This is a genomic window from Pseudobutyrivibrio sp. 49 (genome assembly GCF_900100545.1).
Lineage (GTDB): Bacteria > Bacillota > Clostridia > Lachnospirales > Lachnospiraceae > Pseudobutyrivibrio.
Genome location: NZ_FNDP01000008.1, coordinates 25,151 through 47,746 on the forward strand (window position 1 = coordinate 25,151; position 22,596 = coordinate 47,746).

General features: G+C 39.5%; 22 protein-coding genes. 2 read left to right on the top strand and 20 right to left on the bottom strand.

Annotated elements, in window-relative coordinates; translation table 11 throughout:
• Nucleotides 1-9: 9 nt before the first annotated feature.
• The 7 genes from BLP54_RS08500 to feoB all read right to left on the bottom strand — a co-directional run bounded on the left by BLP54_RS08500 (nt 10) and on the right by feoB (nt 9,115).
• Nucleotides 10-939 (bottom strand): carbohydrate kinase family protein, encoded by a 930-nt coding sequence (locus tag BLP54_RS08500; protein WP_090168786.1) that lies wholly within the window; start codon nt 937-939, stop codon nt 10-12.
• Nucleotides 940-1,920 (bottom strand): LacI family DNA-binding transcriptional regulator, encoded by a 981-nt coding sequence (locus BLP54_RS08505; RefSeq protein ID WP_090168789.1) that lies wholly within the window; start codon nt 1,918-1,920, stop codon nt 940-942.
• An 84-nt stretch (nt 1,921-2,004) separates the two neighbouring features.
• Complete coding sequence (gene gtfA, locus BLP54_RS08510; RefSeq protein WP_072911482.1) at nt 2,005-3,420, bottom strand: sucrose phosphorylase; 1,416 nt, start codon at nt 3,418-3,420, stop codon at nt 2,005-2,007.
• Between the two features lie 19 nt (nt 3,421-3,439).
• Nucleotides 3,440-4,294 carry a carbohydrate ABC transporter permease gene (locus BLP54_RS08515; protein ID WP_028246512.1) on the bottom strand — a complete coding sequence of 285 codons (855 nt, stop codon included), beginning with the start codon at nt 4,292-4,294 and terminating at the stop codon, nt 3,440-3,442.
• On the bottom strand, nt 4,294-5,172 hold the full coding sequence (locus tag BLP54_RS08520; protein ID WP_090168791.1) for a carbohydrate ABC transporter permease: 879 nt from the start codon (nt 5,170-5,172) through the stop codon (nt 4,294-4,296). The genes BLP54_RS08515 and BLP54_RS08520 overlap by 1 nt, the downstream gene beginning before the upstream one ends.
• Nucleotides 5,173-5,238: 66 nt before the next feature.
• Nucleotides 5,239-6,531 (bottom strand): ABC transporter substrate-binding protein, encoded by a 1,293-nt coding sequence (locus BLP54_RS08525; protein WP_090168793.1) that lies wholly within the window; start codon nt 6,529-6,531, stop codon nt 5,239-5,241.
• Between the two features lie 223 nt (nt 6,532-6,754).
• On the bottom strand, nt 6,755-9,115 hold the full coding sequence (gene feoB / locus BLP54_RS08530) for a ferrous iron transport protein B (protein ID WP_090168795.1): 2,361 nt from the start codon (nt 9,113-9,115) through the stop codon (nt 6,755-6,757).
• A 612-nt stretch (nt 9,116-9,727) separates the two neighbouring features.
• On the opposite strand from feoB, the gene BLP54_RS08535 reads away from it, so the two are divergent.
• Entirely contained in the window at nt 9,728-9,928 is a 201-nt protein-coding gene (locus tag BLP54_RS08535; RefSeq protein WP_090168797.1) for a hypothetical protein, read from the top strand.
• Here the strand turns inward: BLP54_RS08535 and cysK are convergent.
• The 8 genes from cysK to BLP54_RS08575 form a co-directional block, all read right to left on the bottom strand.
• Entirely contained in the window at nt 9,918-10,850 is a 933-nt protein-coding gene (gene cysK, locus BLP54_RS08540) for a cysteine synthase A (RefSeq protein ID WP_090168799.1), read from the bottom strand. The two genes, BLP54_RS08535 and cysK, sit on opposite strands and share 11 nt — an antisense overlap.
• A 44-nt stretch (nt 10,851-10,894) precedes the next feature.
• Nucleotides 10,895-12,226, bottom strand: a complete 1,332-nt coding sequence (locus BLP54_RS08545) for an O-acetylhomoserine aminocarboxypropyltransferase/cysteine synthase family protein (RefSeq protein WP_090168801.1) — start codon at nt 12,224-12,226, stop codon at nt 10,895-10,897.
• Between the two features lie 175 nt (nt 12,227-12,401).
• Complete coding sequence (locus BLP54_RS08550; protein WP_090168803.1) at nt 12,402-12,935, bottom strand: hypothetical protein; 534 nt, start codon at nt 12,933-12,935, stop codon at nt 12,402-12,404.
• A gap of 6 nt (nt 12,936-12,941) precedes the next feature.
• Nucleotides 12,942-13,775, bottom strand: a complete 834-nt coding sequence (locus BLP54_RS08555; protein ID WP_090168805.1) for a metal ABC transporter permease — start codon at nt 13,773-13,775, stop codon at nt 12,942-12,944.
• Nucleotides 13,769-14,437, bottom strand: a complete 669-nt coding sequence (locus BLP54_RS08560; protein ID WP_090168806.1) for a metal ABC transporter ATP-binding protein — start codon at nt 14,435-14,437, stop codon at nt 13,769-13,771. The genes BLP54_RS08555 and BLP54_RS08560 overlap by 7 nt, the downstream gene beginning before the upstream one ends.
• A 9-nt stretch (nt 14,438-14,446) precedes the next feature.
• Nucleotides 14,447-15,109 (bottom strand): metal ABC transporter substrate-binding protein, encoded by a 663-nt coding sequence (locus BLP54_RS08565; protein WP_090168807.1) that lies wholly within the window; start codon nt 15,107-15,109, stop codon nt 14,447-14,449.
• Complete coding sequence (locus BLP54_RS08570; protein ID WP_090168809.1) at nt 15,088-15,300, bottom strand: hypothetical protein; 213 nt, start codon at nt 15,298-15,300, stop codon at nt 15,088-15,090. The genes BLP54_RS08565 and BLP54_RS08570 overlap by 22 nt, the downstream gene beginning before the upstream one ends.
• Before the next feature lie 81 nt (nt 15,301-15,381).
• Complete coding sequence (locus BLP54_RS08575) at nt 15,382-15,690, bottom strand: hypothetical protein (RefSeq protein ID WP_090168811.1); 309 nt, start codon at nt 15,688-15,690, stop codon at nt 15,382-15,384.
• 210 nt (nt 15,691-15,900) lie between these two features.
• Between BLP54_RS08575 and BLP54_RS08580 the strand changes: the two genes are divergently transcribed.
• The gene (locus BLP54_RS08580) at nt 15,901-16,797 is read left to right on the top strand and encodes a Fic family protein (protein ID WP_090168812.1); all 897 of its coding nucleotides are present in this window, start codon (nt 15,901-15,903) and stop codon (nt 16,795-16,797) included.
• Between the two features lie 245 nt (nt 16,798-17,042).
• On the opposite strand, the gene cooS is transcribed toward BLP54_RS08580, so the two are convergent.
• From cooS to larB, 5 genes are all read right to left on the bottom strand, one after another.
• A complete protein-coding gene (cooS, locus tag BLP54_RS08585; RefSeq protein ID WP_090168815.1) occupies nt 17,043-19,133 on the bottom strand; it encodes an anaerobic carbon-monoxide dehydrogenase catalytic subunit in 2,091 nt (696 codons plus the stop codon).
• Nucleotides 19,134-19,149: 16 nt separating this feature from the next.
• The gene (locus BLP54_RS08590; RefSeq protein ID WP_090168818.1) at nt 19,150-19,923 is read right to left on the bottom strand and encodes an ABC transporter ATP-binding protein; all 774 of its coding nucleotides are present in this window, start codon (nt 19,921-19,923) and stop codon (nt 19,150-19,152) included.
• Nucleotides 19,923-20,684, bottom strand: coding sequence for an ABC transporter permease (locus BLP54_RS08595; protein WP_090168819.1), 762 nt, complete (start codon nt 20,682-20,684; stop codon nt 19,923-19,925). The genes BLP54_RS08590 and BLP54_RS08595 overlap by 1 nt, the downstream gene beginning before the upstream one ends.
• Before the next feature lie 20 nt (nt 20,685-20,704).
• Nucleotides 20,705-21,631, bottom strand: a complete 927-nt coding sequence (locus BLP54_RS08600) for an ABC transporter substrate-binding protein (RefSeq protein ID WP_090168822.1) — start codon at nt 21,629-21,631, stop codon at nt 20,705-20,707.
• Nucleotides 21,632-21,789: 158 nt separating this feature from the next.
• Nucleotides 21,790-22,548, bottom strand: a complete 759-nt coding sequence (gene larB, locus BLP54_RS08605; RefSeq protein ID WP_090168824.1) for a nickel pincer cofactor biosynthesis protein LarB — start codon at nt 22,546-22,548, stop codon at nt 21,790-21,792.
• Between the last annotated feature and the right edge of the window lie 48 nt (nt 22,549-22,596).

Genomic DNA, 22,596 nt, shown 5'->3' on the forward strand with positions numbered 1-22,596 from the left:
TATTTTCTATTAAATTTCAGGCATTACCTTTAAAGCACCCTTTACCTGAGTAACCTTTGCAGCTGTAGTGTTTGCTTTAGTAAGCAACTCTTTTACCTGATCTGCTGTAAGCTCCATGCCATGACCTAAAATGTAATGAAGTGCGCAACCCATGAAGGTATCTCCAGCACCTGTAGTGTCTACTACTGATTCCATCTTAACACCAGCTACTTTAACAAGCTCACCATCAGCCATTCCGATACTTCCGTCTGGTCCAAGTGTAACAAACACCTGCTTAGCTGATGACATTTCTTTAATCTTTTTATATCCTGCTTCCATATCTGTAAGGCCTGTCATAAACTCAACCTCGTTATCAGATATCTTAAGGATATCACAGTTTTCCATTCCCCACTTGATAGCTGCCTTGGCATCATCAAGATTTGCCCAGAGTGGCTCACGTAAGTTTGGATCAAAAGAAACAAGAAGTCCTTTTTCCTTTGCAAAAGCTACAGCTTTCTTTGTAGCTTCCTTTGCACATTCTGATGTCATTGAAAGTGTTCCGAAATGGAAAATCTTTGAGTCCTCGATTAAGCCATATTTAACCTCAGACGCATTTAACATCATATCTGCACCTGGATTTCTGTAGAAGCTGAAATCTCTGTCTCCGTTAGGAAGCTTCTTAACAAAAGCAAGTGTAGTGCGAACCTCCTTATCGAAAACAACACCCTCTGTGTTGATTCCGATTTCCTCGATAGTGTCTGTAAGCAAACGACCAAACATGTCCTCGCCAACCTTGCCAATAAATGCAGTCTTGTGACCGTTCTTGTTAAGTAATGAAAGAACATTGCAAGGTGCTCCACCTGGGCATGCCTCGAATGTGTCATTTCCCTGTGAACTCTGCTCACCTGGAGCCATGTCAATTAAAATCTCTCCTAATGCAATTACATCGAATTTCTTCATTTATACTGTGCTCTCTCTTTCTATATAAGATACTGGAAGAAGTGTGCGCTTTGGCACGACCTTTCCCTCCGCAGCTGAAATCACAAGCTCCACCGCCGACTCTGCCATTTCTTTTATTGGCTGGTGTATAGTGGATATAGGTGGTGTAGTAAGACGTGATATCATTACATCATCAAAACCCACCAGCTTAATGTCTTCAGGAACTTTTCTACCTATTTTACCACAAACTTGAAGCACTTGCGCGGCAATTAAATCCGAACTGGCAAATACTCCATCAATATCAGAATCAAGCTTTAAAGCACTATCTAAAAGTGAATGATAATCCAGGCTTTCGTACTGATCCTGACTGGTGACTATTTCCTTATATGAAATACCATTTTTTTCACAAACTTTTGCAAAACCTTTTACACGATCATCCGCAGGCATTGAATTATTAACAACACCTGAAATCATAAGAACATTCTTACATCCTGAATCAATAAGAGCCTGGGCTGCCAGCATTCCCCCCTGTTCATTGTCACACTCTACGGCTGCAGTTCCATTTTCTATAAAACGCTCTACTGTGACAAGTGGAATTTTGCTATCTGCAAACTCCGATACCTGTACACTGGAAGAAAATAATATAACACCTGCCACTCTATTACTTGTGCACATGTCTAGGTATTCCTTCTCCTTGTGTTTTGCCCCTTTTGAGTTGGCAAGGATTATTTTATATCCTTGTTTATTTGCTGCGTTTTCAATATTACTAATCATTTCCGAAAAGTAAGGATGTCTGATATGTGGGACTATAACCCCTATGGTTTTTGTAGACTTCTTGGATAAAGATCTTGCCACCTCATTTGGTTGATAGTTAAGCTCTTCCATGGCCGCATAAACCTTTGCTCTAGTCTCTTCGGAAATGTATCCTCTGTTATTTAATACTCTTGATACTGTAGTGACAGTCAATCCGCACTTTGCTGCCACATCCTTTAATGTTGCCATTTTTCCCTCCAATTAAAGCTAATCTCCCTGTCCACATTCTACCATAAAAATCGGCAATACCACACTGAGCATTGCCGTTTTATTTTACGAATGTTCAATAGTGAACTTCTTAGTTTTTAAGTTAGCTTTAAGTCTTGCAAAAGCATCTCCCTTTTGTCTGAGAATAACAAGCTCTTCATCGCTGCAATCCTCTAATATGAACTCTCCATCAAAAGCTGGATGCTCATTTCTAAACTTCATAAGCTCAAGTAATTTCTTAACCACTGGTCTTTCAACCTCGCGGTCGATTTCATCAAGCTTGTAGTAGTGACGATTAATATTTCTACCAACCTTTGTCTCCTCTAAAAGCTGAAGGTCGTTCTTTCCTGCAAGAAGTCCCACATAATAAACCTGTGGAATACCTGGTGCAAAGAACTGAACTGCTCTTGCGAGAAGATAAGCATCGTCATCATCTCCAAGTGCTGAATAGTAGCTGCAGTTAACCTGATAAATATCAAGGTTATTGTATGCTGCTGTATTGTAAATCTTTTTAACATTAGCGCCGAATTTAAAGATGTCTTCCTTTGTACGCTCGATTTCCTCATCAGGAAGAAGATCCTTAACGTCTACAACTCCGATTCCATCGTGTGTATCAAGTGTTGTAAACTGCTTTCTTGGGCAAATCTCAAGCCAATGCTTTAAGTACTGTGACTGTCCATAGTAAAGACCGTTAATAAGAAGCATAGGAAGCGCAAAATCATATACATAGTAATCATGACTTTCAATCTTCTGCTGCATTGTATAGTGCTCGTGAATCTCTGGAAGAAGTGTTACACCATATGGCTCAACAATCTTAGCTGACTCATCCATAAGCTCCCATACTTCTGGCTCAATAAAGAAGCAAGAAGAACCTGCCTTCTTTGTAGCATATGCAAAAGCATCAAGTCTGATCATAGCAAGTCCATGCTTGCAAAGTGTCTCAAGATTATCCTTGATAAAATCCTTTGCAGTCTGAGACTTACAGTTGATATCAATCTGCTGCTCATCAAATGTACACCAAACCTTCTCAGTAGTTCCGTCTGCGAAATTCGCATCTACGTATGGAGCTCTTGGCTTTCTCTTGTAGATTGCATCTACTTCTTCCTCTGTTGGTTCGCCGTTCTCCCAGAAATCCTTGTAACGGATAAAAAGATCCTTGTACTTAGAATCATCCTTCTTTGCAAGGAAATCCTTATAGTATTCACTCTGTGCTGAAATATGATTAATCATATAATCAGCCATAAGATAATAATCTTCTGCTAACTTTTCAATATCATCCCAATCACCAAAAGCTGGGTCTACTACGTGATAATCCATTGGAGCAAAACCTCTGTCTCCTGATGAAGGGAAAAATGGAAGAATGTGAATTCCACCGACTGCATCCTTAAAATGCTTGTTCATTACTGTTGTTAAATCTGAAAGGTTATCACCCATAGAATCTGCATAAGTGATAAGCATACATTTGTTTTCTAGCTTTTTCATTTTTTCAATCCTTTATTTTTTATTTAACAGCGCCAGCTGTAATACCTTCTACGATATATCTCTGGAGGAACAAATACAAAAGAAGGATTGGAAGCATTGCAAGTAACAGTGCAGCCATAATTAATCCTGTATCTGTTGAATAAGTACCGTAGAATACCTTTGTTGCGATAGGAATTGTGTAAAGCTCTTTACGTCCAAGTACAAGAGATGGAAGTAAGTAGTCATTCCAGAATGCCATTGCATCAATGATTGCTACTGTTGCAATTGTTGGCTTTAATATCGGAAATACGATTTGTGAGAAAATCTGCCATTTGTTACAGCCATCAATTGTTGCTGCCTCCTCAAGTGAGATAGGTACGTTTGTGTGAATACTTCCGTGGAACATAAATGTTGCCATTGAAAGTGAGAAACCGATGTGCATAAAAATAAGTGTAATTCTGTGATTTAATATTCCAAATATTCCACCGTATAAAGAAACAAGAGGAACCATAAGTACCTGGAATGGAATTACCATTGATGCAATCATTGTTACGAATAAAATCTTGTTTGCTTTCCAGTTATTTCTAACAATAAGGTATGCAGTCATTGATGAAAGAATGATTGTACCGATTGTTGAGAAAATTGTTATAAAAAGTGAATTTCCAAATGAGTTCCAGAAATTCATTTTCTTAATAGCATTAGGGAAATTCTCTAATGTAAATCCATGCTTACCAATAAGAGCAAGTGGATTAGCAGTGATATCTGCCTTAACCTTAAATACATTTATGATTACCATTATGAAAGGGAAAATAAATGCTACAAATAATATCGCAAGTACGATAATCATAATGGCGTGTCTAATTTTTTTATTGCGTGCTGCTTTTTCGTTTTCCATTATGCCTGCACCTCCCCTTTCTTACCAACGTATACTTGAATTCCACCGATAATAGCGCAGATTACAAAGAGGATAAGTGCCTCTGCCTGACCTGTACCATAATTCTTGTTGATGAAAGCCTGGTTGTAAACGTGCATAGCTGCAAGTGCTGAGCTTCCGTATGGATCACCGTTTGTCAGTGAAAGGTTAACATCGTATACCATGAAGCATCTTGTGATTGTAAGGAATAAACACTGTACAAATGATGCTGTCATAAGTGGAATTGATATATGAATGATTGACTGTGTCCCCGTACAGCCATCAATTTTAGCCGCCTCAATAACATCTTCTGAAACACTCATAAAGCCTGCTACATAAATAAGCATCATATAGCCTGCATACTGCCAAACTGAAACAATGATAAGTGCTGCAATAGCACCTGTTTCTGTGGCAAGGAGTGACTTGGCATCTCCACTTGCAATAGAAGCTGAAAGTGAAACTAATGCCTTATTAAATACGAATTTCCAAACATAACCAAGTACGATACCACCGATAAGGTTTGGAACAAAGAAACCTGCTCTAAAGAAATTCTGACCTTTGATTCCGCTTGTTACCATGTAAGCGATAATGAAGGCCACTGCATTTACCAAAATAACAGCGATTGCTGAATAGATAAATGTACGTCCAAGAGATACCCAATACCCTGAATCTCCTATTGCATTAACATAATTATCAATGCCAACGAATGGCTTATTTCTAGAAACACCATCCCAACTTGTAAATGTAAGATAAAGACCATAAATAAAAGGAATGATTACCACGCTAGCAAAGATCACTGTAGAAAGACCAGCAAATAATAAATACTGTTTTAATTTATAGCTCAGTGTATTTGTTTTCATAATTTTATCCTTCTTTTAAAATAGGGCTCTTAAGTCTCCCTAAGAGCCCTTAGTAATCAATGATGATTAGTGCTGAATTGGTGTTGCTGTCTTGAAGTACTCTGTTACTTCCTTAGCAACCTCTGCTCTGTCAATTGCCTCATCGAGGTACTTCTGCATAATCTCCTGACCTACTACTGTCATGTGATCATCTGGAAGGTAGTTGTAGTTTGGTACAAGGTTTCCAGCATCAGCGTATGCCTTTACTGAAAGTGAAAGTGGATCAAGTGCTGAAGCATCAATGTTGTCGAATGCAGGAACTAAAGCGCACTTTTCTGTAAGGAAAGCATTTCCTTCAGCATCACTTACTAACCAGTTAAGGAAATCAAGAGCTGCCTGTCTCTGCTCATCGCTTGTAGCATCAGAGCTGTCTACGAAGATGTACTTAGAACCGCCACCAACAAGCTTCTGGTTTGTACCATCTTCTGTGTTCTGTGGAACTGGCATCATACCAAGGTTCTCTGTGTAGTCGTACTGGTTGATTACCGACCAATCCCAGTTACCACCAAACATAAATGCAATGTCGCCCTGAGCAAACTTCATTGATGTTTCTTCACGGTCAGCGTTTGAAGCAGAACCCTTAGCGTAGTTGTACTTAACAAGTGTCTCGAATGTATCCATGATTGAGTTGAACTTCTCATTTCCAGCAAGGTCCTCAGAACCTGCAAGAAGACCATTTACATATGCGTCTGGATCAGCCTGCTCTTCGTATACCATTGGGAACCAGTGAGCACCAAGTGACCAGTACTCTGAAAGAATACCAACTGGAGCTTCCATTCCACCAGCTACAAGCTCATCAAGAAGCTTCTGGAAGTCATCAAGTGTTGCTACTGATGAAGGATCAAAATCCTTACCTGTTACCTTCTTAATTGCATCTGCGTTGTAAAGAATACCTCTTGCCTCTACACAGAATGGGAAGCCAGCAAGCTTATCATTTACTGTAATACCTACTGAAGTGTGACTAGCCCAATCTTCATTTGAAAGATCATAAGCATAATCATCAGCAAGTGAGTAAATATCCTTTGCATCAACCATTGTAAGTGTATATGGATCGTTTGATGCATATCTTGTTGCTACCTGTGAAGCAACTGTTGTATCTGTATCAGCATTGTAAACCTCAACGTGTACACCTGTGTTTGCCTCGTACTCTTCTGCCATCTCTTCGAACTGAGTCTGAATCTCTGTCTTAGAGTTTAAGATTGTGATAGAAACGCCATCACCCTTTGCTGCCCCATCGCCTGAGCCTGAAGCTGAACCACATGCAACCATAGACAATCCCATAGCTGCTACCATAACTAATGAAACTAACTTTTTCTTCATTTCAATTACCCCTCCTTCAAAAGGTCTGTTTGTTTTGATGATTGGATGATAGCACTGTGTGTTATGGTATGTCAACCGGTTGACATATATCTTAAAGGTTTTCGTGAACGATTTGTGAATACCGCTATAAAACAAAAAAGGATTTTGTTGAAAATACCAACAAAATCCCTTATTGCTATATAAAAACAAATATGTTATGCGTTTGACATATTCTTCTTTTCAATTAATTAAAACCAAGTGCAAGACCTATTGCTCTAACTATAAATGCTATGAGCCATGCTACTGCGCACTGGAAGATAACCATCTTAAGAGCTGCTCGTCTTCCTGCTTCTCTTTTTTCTGCTGCTATTGCAGCAACACAAGGTGTGTAAAGCAAGCAGAAAATCAGGAACACAAAAACTGTAAGAGGAGTAAGCTCTGCCTGTAAACCTTCTGCTCCACCATAAAGTACAGTAATCATTGAAACTACGCTTTCCTTTGCAAGGAAGCCTGAAATAAGTGATGTTACCATCTTCCAGTTTCCAAAGCCAAGTGGAATAAAGATTGGTGCAAGGACACCCGCAAGTGCTGCAAGGATACTATCCTCTGATGACTCTACCATATGAAAATAGAAGTTGAAGTTCTGTAAGAACCACACTGCAATTGTTCCAAGGAAAATTACTGTGAAAGCTCTTTGGATAAAGTCTTTAGCCTTGTCCCACATAAGCATCAATACATTCTTAAGACCAGGTAATCTGTAGTTTGGAAGCTCCATTACAAAAGGAACTGCCTCACCCTTAAACATAGTATTCTTCGTACATAGCGCTACCACTACAGCCACCACTATTCCAATCACATAAAGCACTACCATAACAAGCGCAGCCTTCTCTGGGAAAAACGCAGCTGCAAAGAATGCGTAAATCGGCATCTTTGCACTACAGCTCATAAATGGAATAAGAAGCTGTGTCATCTTTCTATCTCTATCAGATGGCAATGTACGTGTAGACATAATAGCTGGAACCGAGCAACCAAAGCCTATAAGCATTGGCACAATGCTTCGTCCAGAAAGACCAATTCGTCTAAGTAGCTTATCCATTACAAATGCCACACGCGCCATATATCCACTATCTTCAAGCATCGACAGGAAGAAGTATAGAACAACGATAATTGGCACAAAGCTAAGTACCGAACCAACACCTGTAAAAATAGCATCTATAATCAGCGAATGAATAGGCGCTGCCACATTAGCCGCAGTAAGCACATTGTCTACGGAATCGGTAATTGCACCTATGATTGTTTCCAGAACTCCCTGAAGGAATGCTCCCACCACATTAAAGGTAAGATAAAACACTAGGGCCATAATTCCGATAAACGCTGGAATAGCTGTCCACTTACCAGTGAAGAACTTATCAAGATTTCTACTTCTGATATGCTCCTTACTCTCCTTAGGCTTGATAACTGTCTCTTCGCATATACGATTTATAAATGTAAATCGCATATCTGCCATGGCTGCTGCTCTATCAAGTCCTCTCTCCTTTTCCATCTGAAGAATAATCTTCTCTAAGGTATCTGCCTCATTTTCATCTAGACCAAGAGCCTTTGTAACAAGTGAATCTCCCTCTAGAAGCTTTGTTGCAGCAAATCTAATAGGAATATCAGCCTTTTCTGCATGATCCTCAATCAAGCTCATAACACCATGGATAGCTCTATGAACTGCACCATTGTGATCTTCCTTGCCACAGAAATCTGTGCGACCAGGCTTCTCATTATACTTTGCAATATGAATAGCATGGGAAACAAGCTCCGCAATACCTTCATTCTTAGATGCAGAAATTGGAACAACTGGAATCTGAAGTAAATCCTCCAATTCATTAATAAGAACTGAACCACCATTTCCTGCCATCTCATCCATCATATTAAGAGCGAGAATTGTAGGAATCTCCAGCTCCAAAAGCTGCATGGTAAGATAAAGGTTTCTCTCAATATTAGTGGCATCAACTATATTAATGATAGCTGATGGCTTTTCCTCTAATACGAAGCGACGAGATACAACCTCCTCGCTAGTGTATGGGCTCATAGAATAAATACCAGGAAGATCCACCACCTCAGTATTTGGATAGCCCTTTATTGAGCCACTCTTTCTATCTACTGTGACACCAGGGAAATTACCAACATGCTGATTAGCACCAGTAAGCTGATTGAAAAGTGTAGTCTTTCCACAATTCTGATTTCCTACAAGGGCAAAAGTAAGCTTACCAGTATTTACTTCCTTTGCCTTATGCTCTACCTCATAATCATGAGTGAGCGTCTCTTCACCAAGTGCTGGATGGGGAATACTTTTTTCATGTTTCTTCTGATTCTTTTCCACCTCAGCAGTATCTCTTATATTCTCAATTTCTATTTGCTTAGCATCTGCCAGTCTGATGGTAAGCTCATAGCCAGATATACGAAGCTCGATTGGATCTCCCATTGGAGCATACTTAATCATGGACACATCTGAACCAGGAATGATACCCATGTCCAGAAAATGCTGACGTAATGCTCCACTACCTCCAACCTTAGTAACCGTGGCAGTCTTGCCTATTTCTAACGTACTTAAATTCAATATATTGACTCCTCTAATCTAAGTTAGTTTCTTATCGCGTTCATTATATCATACTAACCAAGGTTTGTTGTATACAATATACAATTTTGTTTAAATAATGCTTATATGCGGTTCCTTTAATATTGGGGCCGCTATTATTTTGCTCATAAAACATATAGAAATAGCCCACCATGCTACCGTGCCCTGCCATTCTCCTGCAGCATTTGAGCAAAATGTTAGATTTTTTTAAGCTGCTGGTGGAGCTTTAAGTGGGTGTCCTTTCATTGATTTTGCACTTCGAAAAGAATGCTGTGTTTTCCACAGACATGTTTTTTGTCTATAAATATTCTCCAAAGTTTTTTGTTGAGGTTGCTTCCATATTCCGTTTGCTAAGTAGAACTTAAAAAGAGATATTTGTTTGTAAGGGCACCGTGGCACATTCAACGTCCTGTTTCAAGTGACCACTGCTGCCGCCGTCCTAGCGGCAGCTGCCCTTACAATTCAAATATCTCTTTTAGTTCTACTAAGCTCACTCCAAATATCCAGCAACCTTCAACAAAAAATTTGGAGAATAATTCATAAAATATATTTCATGTCTGTGTTAAGCACACATTCTTAATAGAAGTGCAAAGAATGGAAAGAACACCCACCAATAAAGAAAGCGACACGCAGCTTATAGAAAATCAACATTTTGTGATTGGGCAGGAGAATGGGCAGGGCACGGTAGCATGGTGGGCTATTTCTCAATACACTAAATTGAGCAAAATAATAGCGGCCCCCCGCCTAAGCAAGGAACCGCATATAAGCATTATTCAACCAAAATTTATTCTGTAAAAAGTGGTGTTGAGTAGTATCTGTCGCCTGAATCTGGGAGAAGAGCTACGATTGTTTTGCCCTTGTTCTCTGGCTTCTTAGCGTACTCGATGGCACCGTGAAGTGCAGCACCTGAAGAGATACCAACTGAGATACCTTCCTTCTTAGCAAGAAGCTTTGCGGCTGCAAATGCATCCTCTGCCTCTGCTGTGAAGATTTCATCATAAACTTCTGTATTAAGTACATCAGGTACGAAACCAGCACCGATACCCTGAATCTTGTGAGCACCTGCACGCCCCTCAGAAAGAACTGGAGAATCTTTTGGCTCTAAAGCTACAACCTTTACATTTGGATTCTGGCTCTTGAGGTACTCGCCAACGCCTGTAACAGTTCCGCCTGTACCAACGCCTGCGATGAAAAGATCAACCTTTCCGTCTGTGTCCTTCCAGATCTCTGGACCTGTTGTTGCACGGTGAGCTGCTGAGTTTGCTGGGTTTACGAACTGACCTGGAATGAAGCTTCCCTCGATTTCAGCTGCAAGCTCCTCAGCCTTAGCGATAGCCCCCTTCATGCCCTTAGCACCTTCTGTAAGTACGATTTCTGCACCGTATGCCTTAAGGATATTTCTACGCTCAACTGACATTGTCTCAGGCATTGTAAGGATTGCTCTGTAACCCTTAGCTGCTGCAATAGCTGCAAGACCGATACCTGTGTTTCCAGATGTTGGCTCAATGATAACTGAGCCTTCCTTAAGCTGTCCCTTCTTCTCTGCATCCTCAATCATAGCAAGTGCTACTCTATCCTTTACAGATCCTGCTGGATTAAAGTACTCAAGCTTAACTAATACTGTAGCCTCGAGACCGAGCTCTTTCTCAATGTTTGTTACCTCTACAAGTGGTGTGTTTCCAATGAGCTCTGATGCGCTCTTATAAATGTTTGCCATAACATTAAACCTCCGATAATTTCTATATTGTATTCTAGTCCTTTTTAGACTGCCTGGCTATTAGTTTTTGAATCCGTATTTACGTTATTAATACCGTCAATTGCTGCAAAGCCTTTCTCAAGGTCCTCAATGATGTCATCAATGTGCTCAGTACCAATTGAAAGTCTGATTGTAGACTGTGTGATTCCCTGATCAAGTAACTCTTCCTCTGTAAGCTGTGAGTGTGTTGTTGTCGCTGGGTGAATTACTAAGCTCTTTACATCAGCTACATTTGCAAGGATTGAGAAAATCTGAAGATTGTCGATAAACTTAAATGCTGCTTCCTTGCCTCCCTTGATTTCAAAGGTGAAGATGCTTCCGCCTTCCTTAGGGAAGTACTTCTTATATAATTCGTGGTCTGGATGATCCTCAAGCGATGGATGGTTCACCTTAGAAACCTTTGGATGATTCTTAAGGAACTCTACAACCTTTGTAGTATTCTCTGCATGTCTGTCGAGACGAAGTGGAAGTGTCTCGATTCCCTGAAGAAGAAGGAATGCATTGAATGGAGAGATTGTAGCTCCAGTATCACGAAGCAGGATTGCTCTGATGTATGTTACGAATGCTGCAGGTGCTGTTGCATCTGCAAAGGAAATTCCGTGGTAACTTGGGTTTGGCTCTGCAATTGCAGGGAACTTTCCGCTCTTCTTCCAATCATAAGTACCTGCTTCTACGATAACACCACCAAGTGTTGTTCCGTGTCCGCCGAAGAACTTTGTTGCTGAATGAACTACGATGTCTGCTCCGTGCTCGATTGGACGTACCCAATAAGCTGCTCCAAATGTATTATCAACAACAAGTGGAAGGTCGTGACGGTGAGCGATTTCTGCAAGTGCATCAATATCAGGAATATCTGAATTTGGATTTCCAAGTGTCTCGATGTAGATTGCCTTTGTGTCGTCCTTGATTGCATCCTCAACCTCTTTAAGGTTGTGAGCATCTACGAAAGTAGCTGTAACGCCATACTGTGGAAGTGTGTGTGCAAGTAAGTTGTAGCTTCCACCGTAGATTGTCTTCTGTGCCACGATGTGTCCGCCGCCTGCTGCAAGTGCTTCGATTGTGTATGTAATAGCTGCTGCACCAGATGCAACTGCAAGTGCTGCTGTACCACCTTCAAGTGCTGCAACTCTCTGCTCTAAAACACCCTGTGTTGAGTTTGTAAGTCTTCCGTAAATGTTACCTGCATCTGCAAGACCAAATCTGTCTGCTGCATGCTGTGAATCTCTAAATACATAAGAGGTTGTCTGGTAAATAGGTACTGCTCTTGCATCAGATGCTGGATCTGGATTTTCCTGTCCTACATGAAGTGCTAATGTTTCAAATCTATAGTTGCTCATGTCTTCTCCTCCTTTGAATTACCTACCCTTTAGGTTCGTTTTTTATTTGATGATGTTATGTTAAACGTTATTACCTACTAGGTCAATAGGTTTTAAGATAAAGAAAAACTATAGCCAGCTATCAATCAAATTTATAACCAGCTATAGTTTTTCATTTACTATGGTAGTTGGACTTCTACAAAATCAACTCACTATCACGAACCGTTAAATACTTATTCGCCCCTTCACTATAGGTATCAAACGTACCTGAGATTGTGATGAAGTCTCCCTCCTTCGGGTAATCCTCCTGAGTATATTTTTCCTCATCCAAGGTGAACTCAAGCCCTTGGGCACAGCACTGGGTTGCATCTTTAATTATACAAGCATAATAGACTTTACCTGTTTTTTCATCTGTATATATAGAACAAGTGCCCTCCATTTTGACCTTTTCACCTATATATACCTCTGGTTCCATTACCATGTTGTAAACTTCTGAGTATACAAAGGTAGCTGAGAGAACTGTCAAATCAATATCTACTGAGGGGTCACCTTTCAGCTCTTCTTCAGCTGGGTCTTCCTCAGGCTCTTCTTCCACTGGAGTATCATCAGCAGCTTCTTCAACAACCTGATTTTCCTCTACATCAGATGCACTCTTAGAATTATCCGCACCAGAGCATGCTATAAAACATAAAGCCTGTAATATGATTCCTAATAAAATAATCTTCTTCATCAGCTATTACCCCCTAACTTTACCTAGCAAGTAACATGCTAAAAACAAAACTACATCTGCTGTTACAATAGTTGAACCTACAGGAGTACCAGCAAGAATAGAAATTATAATTCCAAACAGTGCACAAACGACTGATGAAATAGCTGAGAAAACTATTACCGCCCTAAAACTTTTTAAAACACTCATAGCTGAGAGAGCTGGAAAAATTACCAGTGCTGATATGAGTAATGAACCAACTAAATTCATAGCGAGCACGATAATCACAGCAATGATTGTAGCAACAAGGAAATTGTAAGCCTTCACATTAGTCCCTACTGCTATGGCAAAATTTTCATCAAAGGTAACCGCAAAAATTCTGTTGTAAAAAAGGATGAAAATGCCCACAACTATCACTGACATTATTCCACTAATCCACACCTCTTCTTTGGTAAGTGTCAATATTGATGTAGAGCCAAAAAGAGTTGAACAAACATCTCCAGAAATATTAGAAGAAACTGGAAATACATTCATCAACATATAGCCAAATGCCAATGCTCCAACAGAAATCATGGCAATGGCCGCATCACCCTTAAACTTGGTATTATTACCATTTTTCAGCAAAAGAATGGCAGCAAGCACTGTAAAAGGAAGTACTATAATCATCTTATTTGTAAAGTTTAGTACTGCAGCAATAGACATAGCGCCAAAGGCCACATGTGATAAACCATCTCCAATATAAGAATATCTCTTAAGTACAAGGGTGACTCCCAACAATGATGAGCAAAGCGCAATCAATACTCCAACAATAATCGCATATCTGACGAAAGGATACTGCAGATACATAAAAAGCATTTCTAACATGTACTTACACCTCCCTGCACAGAAATGGTTTCTGGAATCTGATTCACATCAAATATCGTATTTGCGAATTTTTTCACATTGGCAATATCGTGACTTATCATAATTATTGTCAATCCTTCATCATTAAGCTGCTTTATCATCCTATACATTTCTTCTGTTGCTTCCGGATCAAGACCAGCTACAGGCTCATCCAAAATCAAAACCTGTTTTGTGGCACAAAGAGCTCTTGCCAGAAGAACTCTTTGTTGCTGTCCTCCTGACAGTTCCCTGTAGCAACGTTTTGCCAGATGTCCTATCCCCATTCGCTCTATATTTTTCAGTGCCATTTCCTTTTGACTCTTTGAATAGAAGAATTTATGTGCCAAGCCATTTTGGCAGCCTGAAAGAACAATCTCAAATACTGATGCTGGAAAATCACGCTGAACATCAGACTGCTGTGGTAAATATCCTACAGCAGTCTTAGTAAAACCATCTCCATAATTCAATTCGCCTGAAATAGGAGGAATGAGCCCCACAATTGTTCTAAGCAGAGTTGTCTTTCCTGAGCCATTCTCTCCCACAATACAGAAATAGTCCCCAACATTTACCTCAAAGTTAACATTTTGAAGTACAGCCTTTCCTTCATAACCAACCGCCAAATCCTTTGCTGATAATACAATCATTTTTATTTCTTACCTCAATGCTTCCTTTAATACTTCCAAATTGCTTTCCATAATACTTATGTAAGAAGCCCCTCCTGCAACATCCTGGCTTGTAGTAGCCTGCATTGAATCCATAGCCAAGACTATTGCATCCTTGTTTGCAGTGTTTTGAATTATCGTATTTGCGATTTTTCCATCAGATTTTTCTATTGTAAGCACAGTATTCAAATCTAATTCATCTACCTTCTTTGAAAGGAAAGCAACAGTCTCAAAGCTTGCTTCTGTCTCTGCAGAACATCCTACAAATGCTGCATAATAGTTAAGACCATAGTCATCAACCAAATATCTGAATGGAAATCTGTCTCCAAAAAGTAATGTATCCTTACTTGCATCAGCTACTGCTGCAGTGTATTTTTCATCTAAATCTGCAAGCTTTGCAATGTAAGAATCTGCATTTGAAGAGTATGTCTGACTATTTGGGGCATCTATCTCTGAAAGCTTTTCTGCAATTACCTTCACTAGCGTTTGTGCATTCTTTAGAGAAAGCCAAACATGCTCATCGATTTCAGGCCCTTCTTCCTCTTCTCCCTCTTCTCCTTCTTCTTCCTCTTCTTCAGCTTCCATACCTTCAACAACCTCTTCTTCCTTAAGGCTGCTCTCTCCCAAAGCATCTAAAAGGTTGATAACAACCATATCTGGATTAACAGACTCTTTAAGGGCATCCTCAACCCACTCATCTGATTCTCAGTAATCTCTGAAGACTGAGCATTGCCACATCCAATTACACTTCCTGCCAAAATGACTGCAGTAAATAGAAGAGTCATAATTCTACGATTCTTTGTAAATAGTCTTTTAGTAAAAACATTCGATATTAAATTTTTCATTTTTGGATCCTTTCATGCTAATTATCAATTTCATGCAACACAAATAAGACCTGAGCTATCAGGCCTGAAAATAAGCATTTTTCAAGAATCTAATCTAACCTTTTGTGAAACTAATGTAGTCTGAACAGACTGATATTTATAATCTAAGCTTACAGTAAATAGCTGCACTAAAACAGCCGCATATAATACTGCAACTATAAGACCAGTGCCAAGTGACTTAAGACTGCTCTCACACTGAGCAAGCATTGAACATATAGGACAATCTGCACTATCATTACAATGATGATTGACATGTCCTGAAGAATACGCAACTGAAAAAAGCATCACAAAGATAGTAGCTACAAGGGCTACCATAGATATTATTCTGCTGTGAGACTTATTCATATACATGCAAATATCCTTTTTCAAAAAATTAACGTCATAGAAATCATAGATAAAAATTTTTCATTTGTCAAAGAATAATTACCCCTCGGCAGCGTAAATTTGTACCAAATATGCGGCAATATAAAACAGATATTTAACCAACAGAATGCTGCTTTATATTGCCGAATATGTTATAATTATTCCATAAAGATAATTAATGAACTTTCGGAGAAGCATATGATTTATATTGATGTTACAGAAGCCGCAAATAAATGGAATATATCAGAACGTAGTGTAAGAAATTATTGTAATGCTGGGAGAATCCCTGGAGCAGTAATACAAAATGGTTCGTGGGCTATCCCTTCGGATGCTGAAAAACCAGCAAGAAAGCAAAGAGCTGGAAAACTTCCGACAGATCTTCTTTCACGCTTAAAAATAGAAAAGGACGCAGGAATCACGGGTGGAATATATCACAAAATTCAGATTGAATTAACATATAATTCCAACCATATAGAAGGAAGTCGCCTTACACACGATGAAACAAGATACATATACGAGACAAACACAATAGGCGTAGAGAAAGATACTATTAATGTCGATGATATTGTGGAAACAGTCAATCATTTCCGCTGTATAGATCTTGCTATTGAACAGGCAAATTATGCACTTAGCGAGAGTTTTATTAAGCAATTACATCTTGTTCTCAAATCGGGCACTTCTGACAGTAGAAAACCTTGGTTTGCTGTAGGCGATTACAAAAGACTCGCCAACGAGGTTGGAGGATTAGAAACTGTTTCTCCTGAAAATGTTCCAAATTCCATGAAAGAACTTATTAAGACATATAATAAAGACAAGATAAAATCCATAAATGACATAATCGAATTTCACTATCAGTTTGAAAAAATCCATCCATTTCAAGATGGAAATGGACGAATTGGGCGACTTATCATGTTCAAAGAATGTCTTAGAAATGGAATTACTCCGTTTATAATTGAAGACGATATAAAAGAGTTTTACTATAGAGGTCTGAAAGAATGGAATAATGAAAAAGGTTATCTCACCGATACCATTCTCTCATGCCAAGATCGATTTAAGAAGTACATGGATTATTATGGTTTAAAGTATAATGACTAAATAAATGCGGTTACAAAGGACAGGTATAATGTAAATCCCTGTCCTTTTTGGCACCACAAATTCCCTATCTTATAAAAACTCAGAGAAAATAGCAATGGATTTTTTCTCAATGAGCAAGCCCTTTTTGTTGCCAATTTCTAGCCGATAATCAATCCACACTCTAAACGAAGTTCTCTAGCGTATCATTTACAGGATTAAGCATCTTCTATTTTGGTCCAAAAAAATCTGCTTTGAGCTCAATTGACCTAATCCCAGCCCAAAGCTTTTCTCTTTTCCTTCATGTCATTTACAATCTGCTTCGCAAGCTCTACTGGGTCTGTATTTACGTTCATTGTAGAACCAAGCAAATCCTTTGTTCCATACTTTAAGAACTCGATGACATTCTTTGAGCCGTAGATTGGAGCCTCCACACAATGATATGAGCTGATACCATTAAGTCTGAAGCCAAGCGCTGCATCAATACCCTTTTCATTTCCCCACTCAGGTGATGAAAATGCAAATGGAAGCTCGTAAAGATTCTTTCCAAGCTCACCTGCAATTCCTGCAAAGATTCCTGTAGAACGGGTATTATCGATACACTCTCCCACGTGCCATACTGGTGGAAGATCTGGTTCTAAGAATTCTTTTAATGATTCTCCAGCCTTTTCCTTTCCTGAAACCGCACAGTAGCCAAGCTTCATTAGTGGGAAGGATGCACATCCATTAGTAATGATAAGTACGTTATTCTTAAGGAGCTCATCTGCCACATCAATGATACACTTCTCATAAAGTACCTTTGGATTATTGCAGCCAACCATATTTACAACACCAAGAATCTGACCTGACTTAATAGCCTCTGCAAGTGGCTTCATGCTTCCAAATCTCTTGTGAATATACTCCACTGAAAATCCCACCTCTGCTTCCACCTCATATGGTGGGATGTATACAGGGATTTCCTTTCTATCTTCAAAGCTTTCGATGGCACGTCTAACAATCTTTTCCGCAAGCTCCTTTGTCTGACCAATATTGCTGTGATGATGGTCGTATTCATATCTTTCCGCACCTGGAAGTCGTGCTGAATCACTTGTAGTAACAACAACTGTTTTAAAGCACTTTGCCACATCCATAATTGATGGAAATACATCCTGCACATCTGCCACCCAAAGATCAAGTGCGCCTGTGCCAAGTACAAGCTCTGCTGAAACAGCATTTGAAAGTGGAATAACTCCGCTGTCTCTGTACATAGCTGAAAGTCCAGAGCAGCAAATACCGTAAAAACGAATTCCCTTTGCCCCCTTTTCCTTTGCAAGAGCAACTAAATCCTCTCTCTTACCAGCTGTCACTATCTGGCTAACAAGCGTTGGAAGATGTCCGTGAACTGCAATATTTACATAACCCTTTTCAAGAGCTCCAATATTTACCTTTGATGTAACTCTGTCACCAACACCAAATAATGAATCTGTTGCGAGGCTGGCACCTACTACACCTGAAAATGTAAAGGCAAGACCGCAGCGTAAGAACTGTTGCATAACGCTCTTCCAATCTCCATCTGTAGCACAGCCTGATTTATGATAAGCCTCAAATACTTCATGGTAAGCACTGATTGGTAGGATATCTAATTCCTCCCACACCTTCTGACGCTCTGGAAGTGCACAGGCTCTAATAGTTTTATAGTCATCTGGAACTGTTCTTGATAAATCCTCTAAAAGAACATCTGCCAAATCCTTTGCTACATTTTTAAGCTGTCTGTTCTTTTCTCTGATTCCAAATGCCTTGGCTGTGCTTCTGATTTTCTGTTCACCAAGAAGTGGAATATCAAGCTCACCTTCTGCTACTTTTTTAAGAGTAAGCATAACCTCACGGGCATGCATACCGTGCTGAGCTGCACCAGCAGCTGCTGAGCGAAGAAGATTTCTTGCAACAATCAAATCTGCATCTGCGCCGCACACACCCCTCTGAGCTTTTGCTGTAATACGACATGGTCCCATATTACAAATTTTACAGCAGGTACCACAGAGACCAAAGTTACACTGAGGCTTCTGAGCATCAAATCTATCAAAGGCTGTATCAATTCCAAGCTGTTCCATTCTAAGAAGCATATCTCTTACTGCTGGGTCTGGAGTCTGGTCGATTACATCCTGCTTTGAAGGAAATGTCTTTCTATATTCCTGTACCGCATTCATGTAGTCTCTTGTAAAATCCTCTGGACTGCTTTCTCCACCATGGTCGCTGGCTTTTAAAGTGACAGTAGGAATTCCATGCTCATCAAAACCTATAAGATTTCTGTGTGAATGTATATGTTCAAGGCCATGTTTACCATGAGAATGTGAATGACTATGTTCATGTGTGTGACTCATTTTATTTCTCCCTTTACTAAATGTTGTACTCAATATTTTCTTCCGTCTTCATGTTCAATAAGTCAAATATCTTATCTCTTACTAATAAGAAATCTCCGCTGGTTCTGTCTCTGAAATGATGAAGCGGAACTGTAATAACCCCCTTTACTTTGCCTGGATTAGGTGTCATTACAACAATTCTGTCAGCTAAATAAACCGCTTCATCTATATCGTGAGTGACGAAGATAATCGTCTTCTTTTCATTTTTACAAATATCTAAAATATCATCCTGAAGCTTCATTCTGGTGATAGCATCAAGAGCACCAAATGGCTCATCCATGAAGATGATATCTGGCTCCACAGCAAGGGCTCTTGCTATTGCCACTCTTTGCTTCATACCACCTGAAAGCTGTCTTGGGAAGCTGTTTGCAAAATCCTCAAGCTTTACAAGTTTAAGGTACTCTAAAGCTTTTTCTCTTCTGGTCTTCTTTTCAATCCCTTGAGCTTCAAGTCCAAGCTCTACATTTTTCACAACTGTGCGCCATGGTAAAAGCCCGTAGTTTTGAAAGATAGTTACATTCTTTGTACTTGGAGCTTTAACCTCTTTTCCATCAATTTGAACACTTCCATGATTCGCCAAATCAAAACCTGCTATGGCATTAAGTAATGTACTCTTTCCACATCCTGACGGGCCAAGCAGACAAATGAATTCTCCCTTTTCTATATCAAGATTTACCTCTGACAGGGCTGTGAATTCTATGCCATTTTCCACAAAAGTCTTTCCTGCATTTTCTATATGAATATATGACATTAGCTTTCACCTCCCCATGCTTTAAGAATTCTCTTTTCTGCAAGTCCAATTAAGAAATCAAGTAATAATCCAATCAAGCCAATCACCAGGATTGTAGCAAGAAGAATATCTGCTCTGATGTTATTTCTGGCATCAATGATCTGATATCCAAGTCCTGACTGAGCACCTACCATTTCACCTGCCACAAGGAAAATCCATGCGCTTCCAAGAGCAAGATGTATCGCATTTGCTATCCCAGGAAATGCCGCTGGTAAAATCACCTTCCACATAAGTGCAGGCTGCTTGATTCCAAAGTTGTCAGATACCCTGAAATAGATGTCATCAATCTTTGAAACAGCAGATACTGTAGATAGCAAAACTGGGAAAAATGCAGCAATGAAAATAATTACAATGGCTGGCAAATCTCCAATACCAAAAAGAAGAACTACAAAGGGCATCCACGCTGTTGGCGAAATTGGTCGTAGCAACTGCAAGGTTGGATTTATATAGTTAAATACCTTTGGCAGGCTTCCCAAAATCAATCCTAAGAACACTGCGATAATAACAGATAAGCCATAGCCTATTACAAATCTGTACATACTGGCTCCAATTGATGCAATAAGTGTTCCATCGACTATCATTTCCACCAAGGCCTGAAGTGCCATTAATGGTGATGGAAACAGAGCCTCACTATAATCACTTATCGTAAATGCGAATTGCCATATAGCAATTAATATTAGTATTGAAACGATTACATACTTTAAAGAGATTAATCTTTTCATGCTTCCCCTTTTAGCCCCCATTAAAAGTCACTTTTTACGAAATCAGCATATGCTGGTGGATTGTCTGAAAGACCATAAGACTTTACCTTCTCAGCAAGCTCGTTGTACTGCTCCTCTGTGATTGTCAAATCATCATAAGAAATCCACTTGAGAGAAATATCAAGAACATCATCCTTCTGATTTAAATATTTCTGTGCAACTGCCTTTGCTGTATCTGCATCAAGATTGTTTCCTGCTGTCTTATAACCATCTACAAAAGCCTTTGCTGTATCTGCATGGTTGTCGATGAAATCATCTGTAAGAACTAAGGCGCAGCATACTGAATCCTCCCAAAGCTCCTCTGATGTATAAAGAACCTTTCCTGCTCCAATTGAAACACCCATAGCACCAAATGGCTCAGCCACGCAGTAGCCATCGATTGTTCCAGCAGCAAGAGCTGATGGCATCTCTGTAGGTGCAAGCTCTACTACATTAATGTCATCAATTGTAAGTCCATTCTTTGCAAGAGCATCATTTACTAAAATGTTATGTGATGACTGGCGGTGTGGAATGGCAATTGTTCTGCCCTTTAAATCAGCTCCATCCTTCACATCATTTGAAACTATGATTACATTTCCATCTTTATGACCAAGGGCTACTGCCTTGATGCCAACTCCCTCTGCCTTTGATTTCATGGCAAGCTCGATGAGTACTGATGCACCATCTACCTGTCCTGAATTGAGTGCATCTAAAAGCTCTGGCCAAGAACCATATTTAACAAGCTCAACTCTTACTTGATCATTGTTTGCAAGCTCCTCAGCTTCCTCCAATGCTGCAAGAGAATGAGTAATTGGAAGATAAGCAATCTTCACAGTTTCTGCTGATTCACTTGCCTTGGCGCTACCGCAGCCCACAAGAGCAAATGATGAAATGATTAGTAATGTAGTTAATAGTATGTATTTTTTCATGTTCTTATCCTCCACTTTATCTCAATAAATTCCTATCGCCTACTAGGTTAGTAGGATAATACCAAAATAAAAGAACCAGGTCAATAAACCTGGTTCCCACAATTTATGATAGCTGGGTATCAATTATATTAATAACTATATTTTATCTCCACTCCACCTTATTGTAGTGGTTTGTTTTCATAGGTCTGTCGGTTAATTTGACTTGCCAGAACTCCGGCACCATATCCATTATCGATATTTACTGTTGCAATACCGTTTGCGCAAGAATTTAACATAGTCAATAGTGCAGAAAGTCCATTAAAGCTAGCGCCGTAACCAATTGAAGTTGGTGTGGCAATCACAGGACATTTCACAAGACCTGCAACGATACTTGCAAGTGCACCTTCCATTCCCGCAACAGTAATCACACAGCTGGCATCATCAAACACGCTCATATTATTAAACAGCCTGTGAATACCACTGACACCTACATCAAAAAGACTAACCACGTTTGCTCCCATAAAAGATGCTACTTCCACCGCCTCTTTAGCTACTGGAATATCCGCAGTTCCTGCTGTACATACAACCACTTTTCCTATGTGTTTTTTATCTTCTTTTTCAATTTTTAAAATACCTGATTCTTCGTCAAACTGTAGCATAGGAAGTTCTTTTTTTAAGAATTCATACTGTTCCTTTGATGCTCTGGTTCCAAGGACTTCCCCATTTAACTCATATAGCTTTTTTAAAATCTCAAGAAGATATTCATCCTTTTTTCCACTACAAAAGACAACCTCAGGAAATCCCTGTCTTTGCTGGCGTCCAATATCAAGCCTTGCAAATCCCATATCCTCGGTGCCATCAGGTGTAAGCAGTTTCTTTACATCTTCTTTAGAAAACTGTCCGTTTTCAAATCCACTTAATATTTCATCAATAGTCATGTCACTTCTCCACTAAGCAAATCAAAAGTATTGCAAGCAATCTCATTG